General features: G+C 55.4%; 14 protein-coding genes. 9 read left to right on the top strand and 5 right to left on the bottom strand.

Annotated elements, in window-relative coordinates:
• Positions 1-12: 12 nt before the first annotated feature.
• Complete coding sequence (locus Q8O73_RS16150; protein WP_305559224.1) at positions 13-273, bottom strand: type II toxin-antitoxin system CcdA family antitoxin; 261 nt, start codon at positions 271-273, stop codon at positions 13-15.
• A 61-nt stretch (positions 274-334) separates the two neighbouring features.
• Positions 335-901, bottom strand: coding sequence for a hypothetical protein (locus tag Q8O73_RS16145; protein WP_305559223.1), 567 nt, complete (start codon positions 899-901; stop codon positions 335-337).
• Positions 902-1,044: 143 nt separating this feature from the next.
• Here Q8O73_RS16145 and Q8O73_RS16140 point away from each other — a divergent pair, with 143 nt between their 5' ends.
• A complete protein-coding gene (locus tag Q8O73_RS16140; protein WP_305559222.1) occupies positions 1,045-2,394 on the top strand; it encodes a TldD/PmbA family protein in 1,350 nt (449 codons plus the stop codon).
• An 89-nt stretch (positions 2,395-2,483) separates the two neighbouring features.
• Here Q8O73_RS16140 and Q8O73_RS16135 read toward each other — a convergent pair whose 3' ends face one another.
• Positions 2,484-2,939, bottom strand: a complete 456-nt coding sequence (locus tag Q8O73_RS16135; RefSeq protein WP_305559221.1) for a helix-turn-helix transcriptional regulator — start codon at positions 2,937-2,939, stop codon at positions 2,484-2,486.
• 581 nt (positions 2,940-3,520) lie between these two features.
• Between Q8O73_RS16135 and Q8O73_RS16130 the strand changes: the two genes are divergently transcribed.
• Positions 3,521-5,227 (top strand): methyl-accepting chemotaxis protein, encoded by a 1,707-nt coding sequence (locus Q8O73_RS16130; protein ID WP_305559220.1) that lies wholly within the window; start codon positions 3,521-3,523, stop codon positions 5,225-5,227.
• Positions 5,228-5,255: 28 nt separating this feature from the next.
• Here the strand turns inward: Q8O73_RS16130 and Q8O73_RS16125 are convergent, their stop codons facing one another.
• A complete protein-coding gene (locus Q8O73_RS16125; protein ID WP_305559219.1) occupies positions 5,256-6,203 on the bottom strand; it encodes a diacylglycerol kinase family protein in 948 nt (315 codons plus the stop codon).
• 208 nt (positions 6,204-6,411) lie between these two features.
• On the opposite strand from Q8O73_RS16125, the gene Q8O73_RS16120 reads away from it, so the two are divergent.
• A complete protein-coding gene (locus tag Q8O73_RS16120) occupies positions 6,412-7,341 on the top strand; it encodes a UDP-2,3-diacylglucosamine diphosphatase (RefSeq protein WP_305559218.1) in 930 nt (309 codons plus the stop codon).
• Entirely contained in the window at positions 7,338-8,402 is a 1,065-nt protein-coding gene (locus Q8O73_RS16115) for a glycosyltransferase family 1 protein (protein WP_305559217.1), read from the top strand. Before Q8O73_RS16120 ends, Q8O73_RS16115 begins: the two co-directional genes overlap by 4 nt.
• Here Q8O73_RS16115 and Q8O73_RS16110 read toward each other — a convergent pair whose 3' ends face one another.
• Positions 8,403-9,206, bottom strand: a complete 804-nt coding sequence (locus tag Q8O73_RS16110; RefSeq protein WP_305559216.1) for a hypothetical protein — start codon at positions 9,204-9,206, stop codon at positions 8,403-8,405.
• A gap of 170 nt (positions 9,207-9,376) precedes the next feature.
• On the opposite strand from Q8O73_RS16110, the gene Q8O73_RS16105 reads away from it, so the two are divergent.
• Genes Q8O73_RS16105 through Q8O73_RS16085 form a run of 5 tightly spaced genes read left to right on the top strand, consistent with a single transcriptional unit; the run spans position 9,377 to position 15,097 of the window.
• Positions 9,377-11,185 (top strand): ABC transporter ATP-binding protein, encoded by a 1,809-nt coding sequence (locus tag Q8O73_RS16105; RefSeq protein ID WP_371135097.1) that lies wholly within the window; start codon positions 9,377-9,379, stop codon positions 11,183-11,185.
• A 5-nt stretch (positions 11,186-11,190) separates the two neighbouring features.
• Positions 11,191-11,964, top strand: coding sequence for a lysophospholipid acyltransferase family protein (locus tag Q8O73_RS16100; RefSeq protein WP_305559215.1), 774 nt, complete (start codon positions 11,191-11,193; stop codon positions 11,962-11,964).
• Entirely contained in the window at positions 11,961-13,247 is a 1,287-nt protein-coding gene (locus Q8O73_RS16095; RefSeq protein ID WP_305559214.1) for a 3-deoxy-D-manno-octulosonic acid transferase, read from the top strand. The genes Q8O73_RS16100 and Q8O73_RS16095 overlap by 4 nt, the downstream gene beginning before the upstream one ends.
• Positions 13,234-14,205: a tetraacyldisaccharide 4'-kinase gene (gene lpxK / locus Q8O73_RS16090; RefSeq protein WP_305559213.1), complete on the top strand. Its 972-nt coding sequence runs from the start codon at positions 13,234-13,236 to the stop codon at positions 14,203-14,205. The genes Q8O73_RS16095 and lpxK overlap by 14 nt, the downstream gene beginning before the upstream one ends.
• Positions 14,198-15,097 carry a lauroyl acyltransferase gene (locus tag Q8O73_RS16085; protein ID WP_305559212.1) on the top strand — a complete coding sequence of 300 codons (900 nt, stop codon included), beginning with the start codon at positions 14,198-14,200 and terminating at the stop codon, positions 15,095-15,097. The genes lpxK and Q8O73_RS16085 overlap by 8 nt, the downstream gene beginning before the upstream one ends.
• Positions 15,098-15,140: the final 43 nt, after the last annotated feature.

Here is a 15,140-nt window from a genome sequence, read left to right as displayed (position 1 = left end):
TATCGCGCACATTCATCCAGCGAACCCATCATCGAATTTCCGATGCGACGACAGCGGAATGCCATGTTTTTCCAGATAGGCATTGCTCGCCTCTATTCCCGCTCGATTTTGTTCTTTCCAGATTTCGGCACGTCGCCTTGCAACGGCTTCGCGCAAACCGGTTTCGGCACTGCGTGAGATATTGATGCCAAGTGCACGTGCCTCTTTCAGAAGGTCGCTGTCCAGACTGACATTTGTTGCCTTTCGGGATGATACAGCATGCACAATGCCCACAATAACCTCCATAAAAAATACGCAAAATTTATGCGCAGAATAGCATCAGACAGGCTCTGTTTTAATTCCGGTAGAAAGCCCAATGCTCGCCATCTTGCGTTGCATCGTTTGACCAGAAAAATTGTGGCGCATCGCACATGAAATCATCAACCCGGACGGCAATGTTGCATAACCCCGGATCGCCCAGCACATCGGCCACATATTCGGTCGGCACGATTTGCCAGCTCAGCACCGGCGGGGCCGTTTCATCATCGACGCACAGGGCATATTGTTCGGATTGCGCAAACGGGATCAGTTTCATTTCCGATTGCATCTTCCCCTTATGGCCGGTCACAAACAGCAGGGCGAAAAAGGGGCCTTCGGGATTGTCGCGATCCACCCAGCCTGCAACCTGATCATTGACGCCATCACAGGTAAAATCCCCCACCAGCACCTGATGACGGTTGCGCGCCGCGTTTTGCCCGCCCTGAATCCGCATTTCACGATACAGATCGCCCGATGTTGCCGGTTGGGCTGATTCCGGCGCAACCGATTCCTGAATCTCTGGTTCAAGGGCATCACTGGCAATAACCGGACCGGCAAGCGCCATGCCGCCTGCAATAATCGCCACCCCTGTTATGCCTCGCATCTCTTGCGTCTCCTGATAGTGGTTCCAAACAGATTATAGTCGCTCAACGGGTTCAATGTTGGGGTTTTATCTGCTTGCCCTTTGCGAAACCGGTCCGGTCTGCCTATAACGGGGAAAGGCATTTTTGCACAAAAGGAATTTTCATGCCCAAAACCGACATGTCGCCTGACCGTATTCTTGATTTGCTGGCCCGCGCCAAAAAGGCTGGGGCCGATGACGCCGATGCCGTTTATGTCGAAGGAACGTCGCTTTCAATATCGCAGCGACTGGGCAAGCTGGAAAAGCTCGAACGGTCCGAAGGGGCCGATCTGGGGTTACGGGTTCTGATCGGCAAGCAGCAGGCGGTTGTTTCGTCATCGGACACCAGCGACGATGCCCTGAATGAACTGGTCGAACGGGCCGTTGCCATGGCGCAAAATGCGCCGGAAGACCCGTTTTGCGGCATTGCCGATTCGTCGGAACTTGCCACCGGGTTTGACATTGATGCCCTTGAATTATGCGAACCGGGCGAAGTCACCCAGGATCAGATGATTGCCTGGGCCAGCGCCTGCGAAGATGCAGCGCGGTCTGTTGAGGGTATCACCAATTCCGAAGGATCGGACGCCGGATGGGGCCGTCATCAGATCACGCTGGCCGCAACCAACGGTTTTGTCAGCACCTATCAAAGCAGCGGCTGTCATATTTCGGTGGCGGTTCTGGCCGGGACCGGCACGGGAATGGAACGCGATTATGATTATGACAGCGCGGTCTTTTCCACCGATTTGCGCGATCCGGCCGAAATTGGCCGTTCGGCCGCCGCCAAAACCCTGCGCCGCCTCAATCCGCGCAAGGTCAAAAGTGCGCAATTGCCCCTGATTTTTGATCCGCGCGTTTCCGGCTCCATCGCCGGGCATTTGTCATCGGCCATCAATGGTGCCGCCATCGCACGCGGCACCAGTTTCCTGTTAAAGGCGATGGGGACCGAAATTTTTGCCCCGGAAATTACCATTGTTGACGATCCGCATCGCCGCCGGGGCATGCGGTCCAAACCGTTTGACGCCGAAGGTGTTGCCAATGGCAAACGCAATCTGGTGGAAAACGGTGTTTTGCAAAGCTGGATCATGGATTTGCGATCCGCCCGGCAGTTGGGCCTGAAATCAACCGGCCATGCGGCGCGGGGTGCCGGCAGCCTGCCTGGGCCATCGACCACCAATCTGTATATGGAACCGGGCACGATTGCCCCCAAAGACCTGATTGGTGATATCAAACAGGGACTTTACATCACCGAAATGATGGGCAGCAGTGTGAATGGCGTCACCGGGGATTATTCACGCGGGGCGTCGGGATACTGGATTGAAAATGGCGAACTCGCCTATCCGGTTTCCGAAATCACCGTGGCCGGGAACCTGAAAGACATGTTCAGGGCGATCACAGTCGCCAATGATCTGACCTTCAAATACGGCACCAATGCCCCGACCCTGCGTATTGATGGCATGACGGTGGCCGGTCAGTAACAGGATTCGGTAAAACACCATGACCGGAAAACCGGACGGACGGCGTGTGCCGTCCGTCCGTCCGGTTCACAATATGAAACCAGCCCCGGTCAGTGCCCCGGAAGACCCGCCCGCATGATAAAATGCAGGGCATCCGTGCTGATATCATTACCCTTGATTTTTTCGCCCGCCATCATTGCATAACCAAGACTGATCACCTTGGCGAATTGATCGGGGGGGATGCGCAAATGGTGCATCCGATAAAATTTCTCGGCCTCGGTAATCACCAGACGCAAAATTCCCTCATCGACCTGACAGACAGCATCCCGATCATCGGGTTGTTGCGCCAATAATCGCAACATTTCCCCTTCGCCTGTCAGCAACCATTCGGCATCGATACCCGAACGGGCAAGGTTGCACAGCACTTCTGCCTTTGGTGAATTGCTTCCCTTTTCATATCCCTCCCACGATTTTCTGTTTTGCAAGCCCACTTTTTTAGCCATTTCCGCGGATGACAAATGGAGATGCACCCGAACAGATTTCAATCTGCCAGCAAGATCATTCATGACAGGTGCCCCCACACAAAGTGAGCAATTCCACAAAAACACACAGCCTTTTCAATTTTGTATCCCAACCGTCTATAACCGTCCCTATGCCCTAAAAATTATCCCTGAATGTGCTTTTGTTCGTATTTTCACCTTGAATCTGGATAATAATTAGGTCACAATTCTGGCAGTGCTCATACAAAAGACCGTAAAAATGGTCACGTTCTGCAAACTGGTGCGAAATGCTTAAACATCTCCGGAACAGAACCTTATGCAGGCCCCGTCAAAGACTGACTTTCAGACAACGCAAAAAGCATCCCTGACCGGGATGTTCTTTACAAACCCACAAAAACCGAAAACCAGCTGTTGCCGTTCACGGCATGTTCATATCCGGGCAAGACATGCCCCAACACAATGAATCATATCATTTTTCCCTACCCGGTGTCCAAATTTCAACCCGCAGCGAAAGCTTGCGGTCTTGAGTCACGCAACATCGGCCTCCGGTTTTTTGTGATTGATACCGTCTTTCTGTACGCCCGACCCTTCCTCAACCCGTGCCGTCCATGATTGCGGTCCATAGCAAAACACAGGAAATTAATATTATGAATCTTGGCCGATTTGGAATTTCAACAAAAGTCTTCAGCATTATCACCGTATTGGGCCTTGTCATCATCACCGTCGCCGGAACCGGAATCTATGCCTTAAAAACAATCCATGATATCGCGGCAGAACAGAACACTGCCGCGACCGAGGCAATGGACGGCATCCGCCTGACCCAGCTTGTGACGGCCCTTAACCGTGCGGAATTCCGGATTGCCGCCGATCCCAGCCCGGAAAATATCACAGATCTGAAAACCACCGTCAGCCATGAACGCGCTGAATTTGAAACCCTGCTGGCCGGGACGAAATCAACAGCCGGCGCACAACGCCTGGCCATGATTACCCGTATCGAAACGGTTTATGACAGCTATCTTGATGGCTTGCAGGGTGCCCTTGATATGGCGGACCGGATGGGCGCGGATGTCACCCTGAACAGCGCCCAGCAACAAATTGTCACCGCCGTAAGGGAAAATCGCGAAGAAGCCCGTTCGCTGAATGACACGATCCGCGATTATGTCTCTTATGCCGAACAGCGCCAAACCAATCTGCTGTCGGATGCCAGCGACCTGTATGACAGCATCAGCACCCTGATGATCATTGTGTCGATCATCGGATTGTCATTGGGTGCTTTTCTGGGTGTGATGATTGCGCGTTTTGGCATTGTCGATCCGATCCGGCGCATTGTTGCCGCCCTGCGGGAACTTGCCACCGGCAATCTTGCCGCCGAGGTTTTCGGACTGGAACGCAAGGATGAAATCGGCACCATCGCCCAGACCATGCAGGTCTTCAAAGACAACATGATCCGCACCAAACAGATGGAAGCCGAAGCAGAAGAAGCCGAACGCCGGGCCGAAGAAGAAAAAAAGCGCAACATGAACATGCTGGCCGACCAGTTTGAGGAAAATATCGGTTCGATTGTCACCATCGTATCGTCGGCAGCCACCGAACTGGAAGCCGCCGCCCAAACGCTGAACGTCACCCTTGAAGAAACCAACGCACAGGCCAGCACGGTGGCCGCTGCCGCGACACAGGCCAGCACCAACGTTGAAACCGTCGCCACCGCCTGCGAAGAACTGGCTGCCTCCGTGCGTGAGATCGGCGAGCAGGTCCATCATTCTTCCGATATCTCAAGCCGGGCTGTTCAGAATGCCGAACAAACACAAAAAACAGCCGAAGGTCTGGTCCTGTCCGTTCAAAAAATCGGCGAAGTGGTCAATCTGATTCAGGATATCGCCGCGCAGACCAATTTGCTGGCACTGAATGCCACCATTGAGGCCGCGCGTGCCGGTGAAGCGGGCAAGGGTTTTGCCGTTGTCGCATCCGAGGTCAAAAACCTTGCCAATCAGACCGCCAAGGCAACCGAAGGCATTACCGAGCAAATCAACGAAGTCCAGAACGTTACCCACAATACAGCCAGTGCGATCCGCGATATTGCGGCGGTTATTTCCGAAAGCCGTGAAACAGCGGCTTCGATTTCATCCGCAGTAGAACAGCAAGACGCTGCGACCCAGGAAATTGCCCGCAATGTCTCGCAGGCATCGGCAGGCACCGCCGAAGTCAGCAGCGCCATTGTTCAGGTCAGCGAAGCGGCAACCGATGGCGGGTCGGCGGCCACACAGGTTCTGTCAAGCGCACGGGAGTTGTCGAAATCCTCGACCACCCTGCGTAACGAGGTTGACAGTTTCATCGCCCGTGTCCGCGCCGCCTGATGGTGCCTGCATCTGACGGTATCGGTATCTAATCTGCTGCAATCTGCAACATTGTCCCCGCCGGAATGGTATCGACCATTCCGGCGGCCTTTGCATAGGCGCGCGGCACCATCAATTGCACCGGCCACGGGGACAGGCTGATTTCACAGGGCAGCATCCCCGCACTTTCGCCGTCAATCTGCATCGGGGCCGGGCCACAATGGCTGGTGATGGTCAGATGCTGGGTCGTGGTGACGGTCACGTCGGATTGTTCATGCAGCCGGTTAAGGGTAAGCGCCAGCCCGTAGCGTGCCAAAGCACCAATGCTGTTGCCCGGCATCAGGACAATATGCAGGCTGTTTTCGGTCAGGCTGGCATCCGGCGCGATGATGAATTTGCCGCCATAATGCGCCGCCCGGGTCGCCACCATGCCCGATACCCGGTACTGATCGCGGCCAATATTGACCTCGAAATCGCGGTGATGGGGGAAAATGATATTGCGCAACCCTTCCCAGACATAGGCCCCCTTGCCGATCATGCGTTTGAGTTTCAGGGACACCCCGGCGACCGTATCGGCATCGGTGCCCACCCCGACCATCAGAAAAAATGCCCGGCCATTGACCATGCCCGGCCGTACCCAGACCGGCACCGGATCATTCAGATAGGCAGCAACCGCCGCCGCCCCGGTGCCCAGCCCGACCTCGACCGCCAGAACATTGGCCGTGCCCAGCGGAATGATGCCCAGCGGCGGTATGTCATGCCCGTCCAGTTTCGCATCAAGAAGACCGTTCAGGGCCTCGTTCAGCGACCCGTCCCCGCCTGCCACAAACAGTTTTTGCCGGGCACGAACCTGGCGCGCCAGTTCGCGGGCATGGCCGGGATGGGTGGTTTGCAACAAATCAACATGCAGTCCGGCACGCTGCAATATGGCGGATAACAGGCGTTGTTTGTTACCCCCCGCCCGAGGATTGAAAATAATCGTAATATTACTATCCACATTACCCGCCGTTAACTGTCATAAAAATGAAATAATTCTTTGGTTAACTGGATCAATACAAAAGTAAATATGTAACAAAATCATTTCACAACCAATAAATTTATGTGAACGACTTATATATTCGCGCGTTTTGTTTTATCAAGATACTGGTCGGGGGTAAATATCAGGTCTCCGAACCATCCCTGTGACAGGAGACGGAGAAGCGGCCATGACAGCGATGATGCTGAAACCGCGTTACCGGACGGTGTGGATCTCGGATGTGCATCTTGGCACCCGTGGATGTCAGGCCGATCTTTTAATCGATTTTTTAAACGAAACGCAGGCCGACACCTATTATCTGGTCGGCGATATCATTGATGGCTGGCGATTGAAAAAAAGCTGGTACTGGCCCGAAAGCCATCACGCCGTTATTACCACCATCATGGACAAGGCCCGGAACGGGGCCAAAGTTATTTTTGTGCCGGGCAATCACGATGAATTTGCCCGCGAATTTGTCGATATGACCTTTGGCGATGTCGAGGTCAAAATGAACGACATCCATGTCACTGCGGATGGCAAACGGTTGCTGGTGATCCACGGGGATGAATTTGACGGGGTGGTCAAATATGCCCGATGGCTCGCCTATCTGGGCGATACCGCCTATAATCTGGCGATCATGCTGAACCGCTATTTCAACGCCCTGCGCCGTCGTCTTGGCTATGGGTATTGGTCTTTGTCGGCCTATCTGAAAAACCGGGTCAAAAACGCCGTTCAGTTTATCTGCGATTTTGAAACTGCCGTCGCCCACGAAGCCGCCAAACGCAAGGTGGATGGCGTGGTATGCGGACATATCCATCATGCCGAAAAACGCATGATTGGCGATGTTTTATACTGCAATGACGGCGACTGGGTCGAAAGTTGCACCGCCCTGGTCGAAGATGCCAGCGGCAAGCTGGAATTGCTGTATTGGGCCGAAATCCGCCAAATGGCAATGTCGCACAGCAGTGAAAGCCGTGACCGCGACAGCATCACACCGCCGTCCTTGCCATTTCCGGGTATCAGCCGTCTGGCGTCCCTGTTTCGCAGTTCTGTCCGAACCCCGGACATCCGGCAAAATTCCGGAAAAAGCCGTCAGCCCCCGCTTGGAAAAACCGCATGAGAATTCTGATCGTTACCGATGCCTGGTTGCCGCAAGTCAATGGCGTGGTCCGGACCCTTGAAACCATTCTTACCGAACTTTCCGAACAGGGCCATGATGTCCGGGTAATTTCACCCGATCAGTTCACCACCATCCCCTGCCCGACCTATCCGGAAATTCGTCTTGCGCTGTTTGCCAAACGCAAACTCGCACGGATGATTGATGCCATGCAGCCCGTCGCCATTCATATTTCAACCGAAGGGCCGCTGGGCCGGGCGGCACGGGCCTATTGCCTGAAAAACAATTTGCCGTTTTCCACTGCCTATCACACCCGTTTCCCGGAATATCTGCATGCCCGGACCCGGTTGCCCTTGGCAATATCCTATCGCGGGATGCGCAAATTTCATGCGCAATCGCAATCGGTGATGGTCGCAACCGAAAGCCTGCGTGACGAACTGGCCGCCCGCGGATTTGGCAATTTGCACATCTGGTCACGCGGGGTCGATCTGGACCTGTTTCGCCCGCGCCCCGATGCCAGTTTTGGCGATTTCCCCAAACCGCACTGGCTGTTTGTTGGCCGGGTGGCCGTGGAAAAGAATATCGGCCATTTTCTGGATCTTGATTTGCCCGGCACCAAATTTGTGGTCGGTGATGGCCCGCAACTGAACGAGTTGAAACAAAAATATCCAAAGGCGCAGTTTCTGGGCAAAAAAACCGGCGAGGATCTGGCAGTCGCCTTTGCCAGTGCGGATGTTTTCGTGTTTCCCAGCAAGACCGACACCTTTGGCCTTGTGATTCTTGAAGCCATGGCATCGGGCACACCGGTTGCGGTGTTTCCGGTGCAGGGCCCGGCCGATATCGTGCGTGGCAGCAAGGCCGGTGCGATCAATGCCGATTTGCGGCAGGCCGCCCTTGAGGCCCTGAAACTGGATCGCAAGGATGCACGGGCACTGGCAGAGACCTATAGCTGGCGTCATTCCGCCAACCAGTTTCTACATAATCTGGCCCCGTTTTCCGGCGGATATCAGGGCGAACAGGCCACACGTGTTCCGCTGGAAACCGCAGTCGGCATCGCTGAATAATCAGGATTGGCGACGGATGCCATGATGCAGGATGCGATAGGCCAGCATGCCATTCAGGGCATCCGTCCCCAGCCAGCGCCGAAAAGGCCGCAACAGCCAATAAACCGGGCCCAGAAACCGGACCACTTTGCCAACCGGTTTGAGTTGTGGCGCATCGCGTCCTGCGGCGGTCAGATAGGCCTGCCATCCGGCACGCACCAGATCGGCACGGCGTTTAAACCCGCGCTGGATCGAAAACAAAAACAGCAAGACATCCCGTGCCTGTGCATCGGGCAACGGCATACGCGCATTGGGGTCTTCTTCAAAATCGATAAAGCCGATATCGCCAGCATCGCGTAGCGTGATGTTGCGAAGCAAAGGTGCGCCATGTGCCGCCGCCCTTGCATGCAACCCGGCCAATGCCTGCGCTGCCCGTTCGATCAGGCCGGTGACAAGCGCCTCGTCGCCATCGCGCACCGCATCCTCGATCACATTTTGCAAGATCGCACCATTATCGCCCATCACCAGCCAAACATCGGTTTGCAGGATAACATCCGGCACCGGCACCCCGGCCAAAGCAAGACTGCCCAAGACACGCCCTTCGGACTGCAATCCGGCGGCACCGCCGGGTGACACGGTGGGGCGCAACATCGGAAGGCCGGTCAGGGTCGCGATCAGGCGTTGCAGCCGGTGCCATCCTTTGACCTTGTTGGGTACCGCCTGTTTGACCCAGACACGCTGCCCCTGCCAGCGCAACGGAAATACCCGTGCGCCGACCCCCCTGGCAATCGTATCTTCGACAAGCTGGCGCAATTCTGCGGTCATGGATGAAATTTCCCCGGTCCCTTTACCGGTTGCTTGTAGAGATTTGGCGACAATGATGTCAACGTCTCTGGCGCGTCTGACTTGCTGTATCAGGGCGACCATGCTAGCAAACTGCCAGACAATCTGGCATATCTGCCCTGCCTGATCGCAACCATATCGGAAGCCGTTCCTTGTCCAGACAGAATATCGACCATACATCCGAACACTGGGCCACATGGCCCATGGTCAAACGCATTGTGCAAGATGCAGTGGTGCCCTATTTCGGCAAGATTGTTCTCGCCCTGATTTGCATGGCTCTGACAGCGGCGGCAACGGGGGGATATGCCTATCTGATGGACCCCGTCATTAACGAGGTCTTTGTCAAACAAAACCGGGAAATGCTGATCCCCGTCGGGATTGCCGTTCTTGCCGCCTTTGCCTTGAAAGGCTTTGCCAATTACGGGCAATCGGTTTTGATGAGTTATGTGGGCGATCGTATTCTTGCCGACATTCAGAACAAACTTTATGCCCATGTCATCCGTCTTGATATTGGTTTCTTTCACGGCACAAACACCGGAAAGCTGATCACGCGATTTACCAGCGACATTACTTCGATGCGGGCGGCTGTTTCTGTGGCCCTGACCGGTTTTGGCAAGGATCTTCTGACCGCCCTCGTTCTGATCGGCGTCATGTTTTATCAGGAATGGCAACTGGCCATCATCGCATTCACGGTCTTTCCGGCGGCCATTTTGCCGATTGCCCGTTTGGGCAAACGCATGCGCAAGGTGTCGGCCAATACACAGGAACAGATTGGTGAATTTGCCACCCTGCTGGAACAGACATTTCAGGGGGTGCGACACGTAAAAGCCTATGGCATGGAGCCATACGAATGTTCCCGTATGGAAAAACTCGTTGAGACTGTTTTCAGTCTCAGCTTCAAGGCACAAACCGTCAGTGCGCGTTCATCCCCCATCATGGAAACGCTGGGCGGTTTGGCCATCACGACAATCATCATCTATGGCGGAAGCCGGGTGATTGATGGTGCGAGTGATCCGGGCAGTTTCTTTTCCTTTATTACGGCCCTTTTGCTGGCCTACGAGCCGGTCAAGCGTCTTGCCAATATCAATATGAATTTACAGGCCGGTCTGGCCGCATCGCAGCGCGTCTTTACCATTCTGGATATTGAACCGGAAATTACCGACAAGCCCGATGCCAAGCCTTTGAAAATTCAGGGTGGCGCCATCCGCTTTGATCATGTCGGTTTTTCCTATAATCCCGAAATTACCGCCCTGCACGATATCACAATTGATATCAAGGCCGGGCAGACGGTTGCCCTTGTCGGGCCATCTGGGGCCGGGAAATCGACGATCCTGAATTTGATTCCGCGTTTTTATGATATTGATGCCGGACGCATTGAAATTGACGGCCAGAATATTGCCGATGTCACGCAGGAAAGCCTTCGTCACGCCACCGCCCTTGTCAGCCAGGAAATCAGCCTGTTTGACGATACGGTGCGGGCCAATATCGCCTATGGCCGCGCCGGAGCGACCGATGCCGAGATCGAGGAAGCGGCCCGCAATGCCGCCGCCCATGATTTTATCGGCCTGCTGGAACATGGTTATGACACGGTAGTGGGTGAACATGGTGTCAAATTGTCAGGTGGGCAGCGTCAACGCATTGCCATTGCAAGGGCGATTTTGAAAAACGCCCCGATCCTGTTGCTGGATGAAGCAACATCGGCGCTTGATACCGAATCTGAACGCCATATCCAGACCGCCCTTGCCGAATTGATGAAAAACCGCACGACATTGGTGATTGCGCATCGCCTTTCGACGATTATTGATGCCGACAAGATTTGTGTCATTCACAATGGCCGGGTGATCGAGGAAGGTCGCCACGATGAATTGCTCGCCCTTGGAGGGGCTTATGCCAATCTCTATAATTTGCAATTCTCGGAACAAAATTCATACATTACGGATGCAACCGATATCCGGGGCTGACAGATTTGCGGTGGTACAAACGGTTTCTCAAAAGCAGTGAACTGCGCAACGGCCTGTGCTGGCTGGCGTCGGGATATATGCGTTTTGTGCGCATCACCGGGCGCTGGGAAACACGCGGCGCGCATATCCCGTCTGACATTCTGGCAAGCGGTCGCCCATTCATTCTGGCCTTCTGGCATCAACGATTATTGATGATGCCCTTTCCGTGGATGGATATCCGCAAGGGTCGCAAATTTTACATGCTGATTTCCGCCCATCGCGACGGCGAAATCATTTCGCGTACCGTCAAACATTTCGACATCGACAGCATTGCCGGTTCGACCGGCAAAGGCGGGTCGGCGGCCCTGCGCAGTATGCTGAAGGCCCTGAAATCCGGCGATGTGATCGGCTTTACCCCCGATGGCCCGCGCGGGCCGCGCATGCGGGCATCCGACGGGGTGGTGCAGGCCGCCCGGATGTCGGGGGCGCCCGTTATACCGCTGAGCTATGCCGTATCCCGGCGCAAGGTGTTTAAAAGCTGGGACCGGTTTATTTTGCCGTTTCCATTTTCACGCGGCGTCTTTTTGTGGGGCGATCCGATTTATGTCGATCGCGGCCTTGACGATGCCGGGCTGGAAGCCAAGCGGCAGGAAATTGAAAATGCCCTGACTCAATTGGGGCAGAAGGGCGACCGGGAACTGGGTATGCCCATCATTGATCCGGCCAGCCCCGATGAAAAACCCAAACAGAAACGTTCCGCCCAAACAGCCGGCGCAACAGGCACGGATGGCGGGATATGAGCCTGTTTTATGCCTATCGCATGGCGACACGGCTGCTGGGGCCGCTGGTCAATCTTTACCTGCATCGCCGCAAAAATCGCGGCAAGGAAGACCCCGGCCGGATTGGCGAGCGTTTCGGCCATGCCAGTGCCTTGCGCCCGCAGGGACGGCTTGTGTGGATTCACGGGGCCAGTGTTGGTGAATCCCTTGCCGCCCTGCCACTGATTGACCGCATCCGGCGCGATTTCCCCGATTATGCCATTCTGGTCACGACCGGAACGGTGACATCGGCGCAATTGATGCAGGACCGCCTGCCCGATGGCGTCATTCACCAATTCATCCCGATTGACCGGCAGGTGTGTGTTGCGCGGTTTTTGCACCACTGGCACCCGGATGTTGCCCTGTGGCTGGAAAGCGATTTCTGGCCCAATATCCTGACCCGTGCGCATAAGGCAGGAACCCGCATTATCTTGCTGAATGGCCGGATTTCGGCCGGAAGCTTCAAAAGTTATTTGCGGTTTTCATCCTTTATCCGCCCGGTTCTGGCCTGTTTTGACATTATTCTGGCGCAAAGTGCCGAAGAAACTGACCGGTTCGCGCAACTGGGTGCGCCCCATGCCGAAAATGTCGGCAATCTGAAATTTGCGGCCTTGCCGCTGCCGGTTGATGCGTCCGCCCTGAAGGCCTTGCGCAATCAGATTGGTGCCCGACCCTGCTGGCTGGCGTCCAGCACCTTTGACGGCGAGGAACGCATTGCCGCAACCGTCCATCAGCAATTACGCGCCAAACATCCCGGCCTTTTGACAATCATCGTGCCACGCCATTCCCGGCGCGGGGCCGACATCCATGCCGGACTGGCCACCACAGGATTGCGGGTGACCCGGCGCAGCCTGGATCAAATGGTGACAGATAAGACCGATATTTATCTGGCCGATACGATGGGCGAAATGGGGCTGTTTTACCGGCTGGCCCCGATTTGCTTTATCGGCAAAACCCTGACCGTCGGAGGCGGGCAAAATCCGCTGGAACCGGCCCGGCTGGGCTGTGCGATTTTGCATGGCCCGGATATGAGCAATTTCAACGATATCAGCCGCGAATTGTTTGCCGCCCATGCCTGCCGCCCGGTCAGCGATGCCGATGACCTTGCCCGGCAACTGGACCGGTTGCTGACCGACACCGCCACCCGCCAGAAACTGGCCGATGCGGCCTTGGCCTATGCCAACAGCAAGGCCGAGGTTCTGGACCGAACCATGTCCGCCATCACCCCGATCTTGCAGGCAGGGCATCGTCATGCAAGCACCTGATTTCTGGAAAACCAATGGCGGGTTGGCGACATTTTTATCGCCCCTGTCATTCTTGTGGCGGGCCGGGGCATGTTGGCGCACGGCCACCAGTACCGCCCGGCATCCCGGTGGCAAGGTGATTTGTGTTGGCAATTTCACCATTGGCGGGGCGGGAAAAACACCGACCGTTCTGGCGCTTTATGACATTTTGCGCGATCTGGGCATTCATCCCCATTTCCTCAGCCGGGGATATGGCGGGACCCAAACCGGCCCGCACCGGATTGATCCAAAGCACGATACGGCGACCGATGTCGGGGATGAGCCGTTATTGCTGTCGCAATATGGTCCGGCATGGGTGGCGCGCAATCGCGCAGACGGAGCGCAAGCAGCGCGGGATGCCGGGGCCGGGGTGATTTTGCTGGATGATGGTTTGCAAAATCCGACCCTGATCAAGGATTGCAGTCTTGCGGTGATTGACGGGGCCTATGGCATTGGCAATGGCAAGGTGATTCCTGCCGGACCGATGCGCGAACCCCTGAAGCAGGGTATTGCCAAAGTCCGGGCGGTTATTCTGATCGGGGATGACCAGACCGGTTTTTGCCCGAAACTTCCGACCGAAATGCCGGTTTTCAAAGCCAGGATCACCCCGCAAAATGGCGATGAATTTACCCGCAAGCGTGTTGTCGCCTTTGCCGGAATTGGCCGCCCGGCAAAATTTTATGACAGTCTGCGGGCGTGCGGGGCCGATATGATTGCCACGCGTGATTTTGCAGACCATCATGTTTTCAGTTCATCCGAACTGACGCAATTGCGCCATGATGCAGATAGCCAAAGGGCGATACTGGTGACGACGGAAAAAGATTTCATGCGCTTGCCTGTTGCGGACCGGCACGGCATAAGCCCGTTGCGCGTCCGTCTTGAATTTCAGGATCGCGCCGCGGTTTTGCATTTGATGGAAACGGTAATCACGCATGGCTGAACGCAGTATCTTTCGCATAAAACTGCAAAAATATGTTTCCCATCCCTTGCAGGGGCTGGCGGCTTATTGCGCCTATGGGCTGTTTCGCATCTTGCCACTTGATGCGGCATCGGGTCTGGGCGGGGCAATGGCCCGCATGATTGGCCCCCGTCTGGGTCAAAGTAAAAAGGCGCGGAACAACCTGATCCGGGCCTTTCCGGAAAAATCCGCCGCCGAGATCGAGATGATCATGCGCGATATGTGGGAAAATCTGGGCCGCAGTGCCGCCGAAATTCCGCATGTCCGCAATATTGCCTGTCCGGGGCCGCATCTTGAGATTGTCGGGCTGGAACATGGCATGGCTTTGAAAGAGGATGGCAAGGCCGGAATTTTCTTTACCGGTCACCTTGCCAATTGGGAAATCAGCATGCTGATCGCCCGCATCCTTGATCTGCCGATGATGGCGGTTTATCGCGCCCCCGACAATCCGTGGGTCGATCAGCTTTTCGTCAAGGCACGCAAGGCATTCAAGGGGGAAATGGTACCCAAGGGCGCGCCGGGGGCGCGCAAAATGACGGCATTTTTGCGTAAAGGCGGCCATATCGCCATGCTGGTTGATCAGAAAATGTCCAACGGCATTGCCGTGCCGTTTTTTGGCCGCGATGCCATGACCGCCCCGGCATTGGCGCAATTTGCCATCAAATATGACTGTCCGGTGGTGCCGGTGCGCGTCGAACGTATCAAGGGCACGCAATTTCGCATGACCATTGAACCGCCGCTTGTCCTGCCACAGACCGAAAACCGTCATGATGACATCCTGACCATCATGACGATGGTCAATCAGAGGCTGGAAAACTGGATTCGCGAACGCCCGGCACAATGGCTGTGGCTGCATAAACGCTGGCCGAATTAATCGAAAAGAAACGCTGTTGGCGTTTACTGAACGGTGGGCCTTT

The organism is Thalassospira sp. (assembly GCF_030690045.1).
In the GTDB taxonomy this organism is placed as follows: Bacteria; Pseudomonadota; Alphaproteobacteria; order Rhodospirillales; family Thalassospiraceae; genus Thalassospira.
This window is presented reverse-complemented; position numbering and strand designations above follow the sequence as displayed.

Coding starts and splice junctions, on each gene's coding strand:
- Q8O73_RS16145 (WP_305559223.1), bottom strand. CDS start 901: ATGCGAGGCATAACAGGGGTGGCGATTATTGCAGGCGGCATGGCGCTT.
- Q8O73_RS16140 (WP_305559222.1), top strand. CDS start 1,045: ATGCCCAAAACCGACATGTCGCCTGACCGTATTCTTGATTTGCTGGCC.
- Q8O73_RS16135 (WP_305559221.1), bottom strand. CDS start 2,939: ATGAATGATCTTGCTGGCAGATTGAAATCTGTTCGGGTGCATCTCCAT.
- Q8O73_RS16130 (WP_305559220.1), top strand. CDS start 3,521: ATGAATCTTGGCCGATTTGGAATTTCAACAAAAGTCTTCAGCATTATC.
- Q8O73_RS16120 (WP_305559218.1), top strand. CDS start 6,412: ATGACAGCGATGATGCTGAAACCGCGTTACCGGACGGTGTGGATCTCG.
- Q8O73_RS16115 (WP_305559217.1), top strand. CDS start 7,338: ATGAGAATTCTGATCGTTACCGATGCCTGGTTGCCGCAAGTCAATGGC.
- Q8O73_RS16110 (WP_305559216.1), bottom strand. CDS start 9,206: ATGACCGCAGAATTGCGCCAGCTTGTCGAAGATACGATTGCCAGGGGG.
- Q8O73_RS16095 (WP_305559214.1), top strand. CDS start 11,961: ATGAGCCTGTTTTATGCCTATCGCATGGCGACACGGCTGCTGGGGCCG.
- lpxK (WP_305559213.1), top strand. CDS start 13,234: ATGCAAGCACCTGATTTCTGGAAAACCAATGGCGGGTTGGCGACATTT.
- Q8O73_RS16085 (WP_305559212.1), top strand. CDS start 14,198: ATGGCTGAACGCAGTATCTTTCGCATAAAACTGCAAAAATATGTTTCC.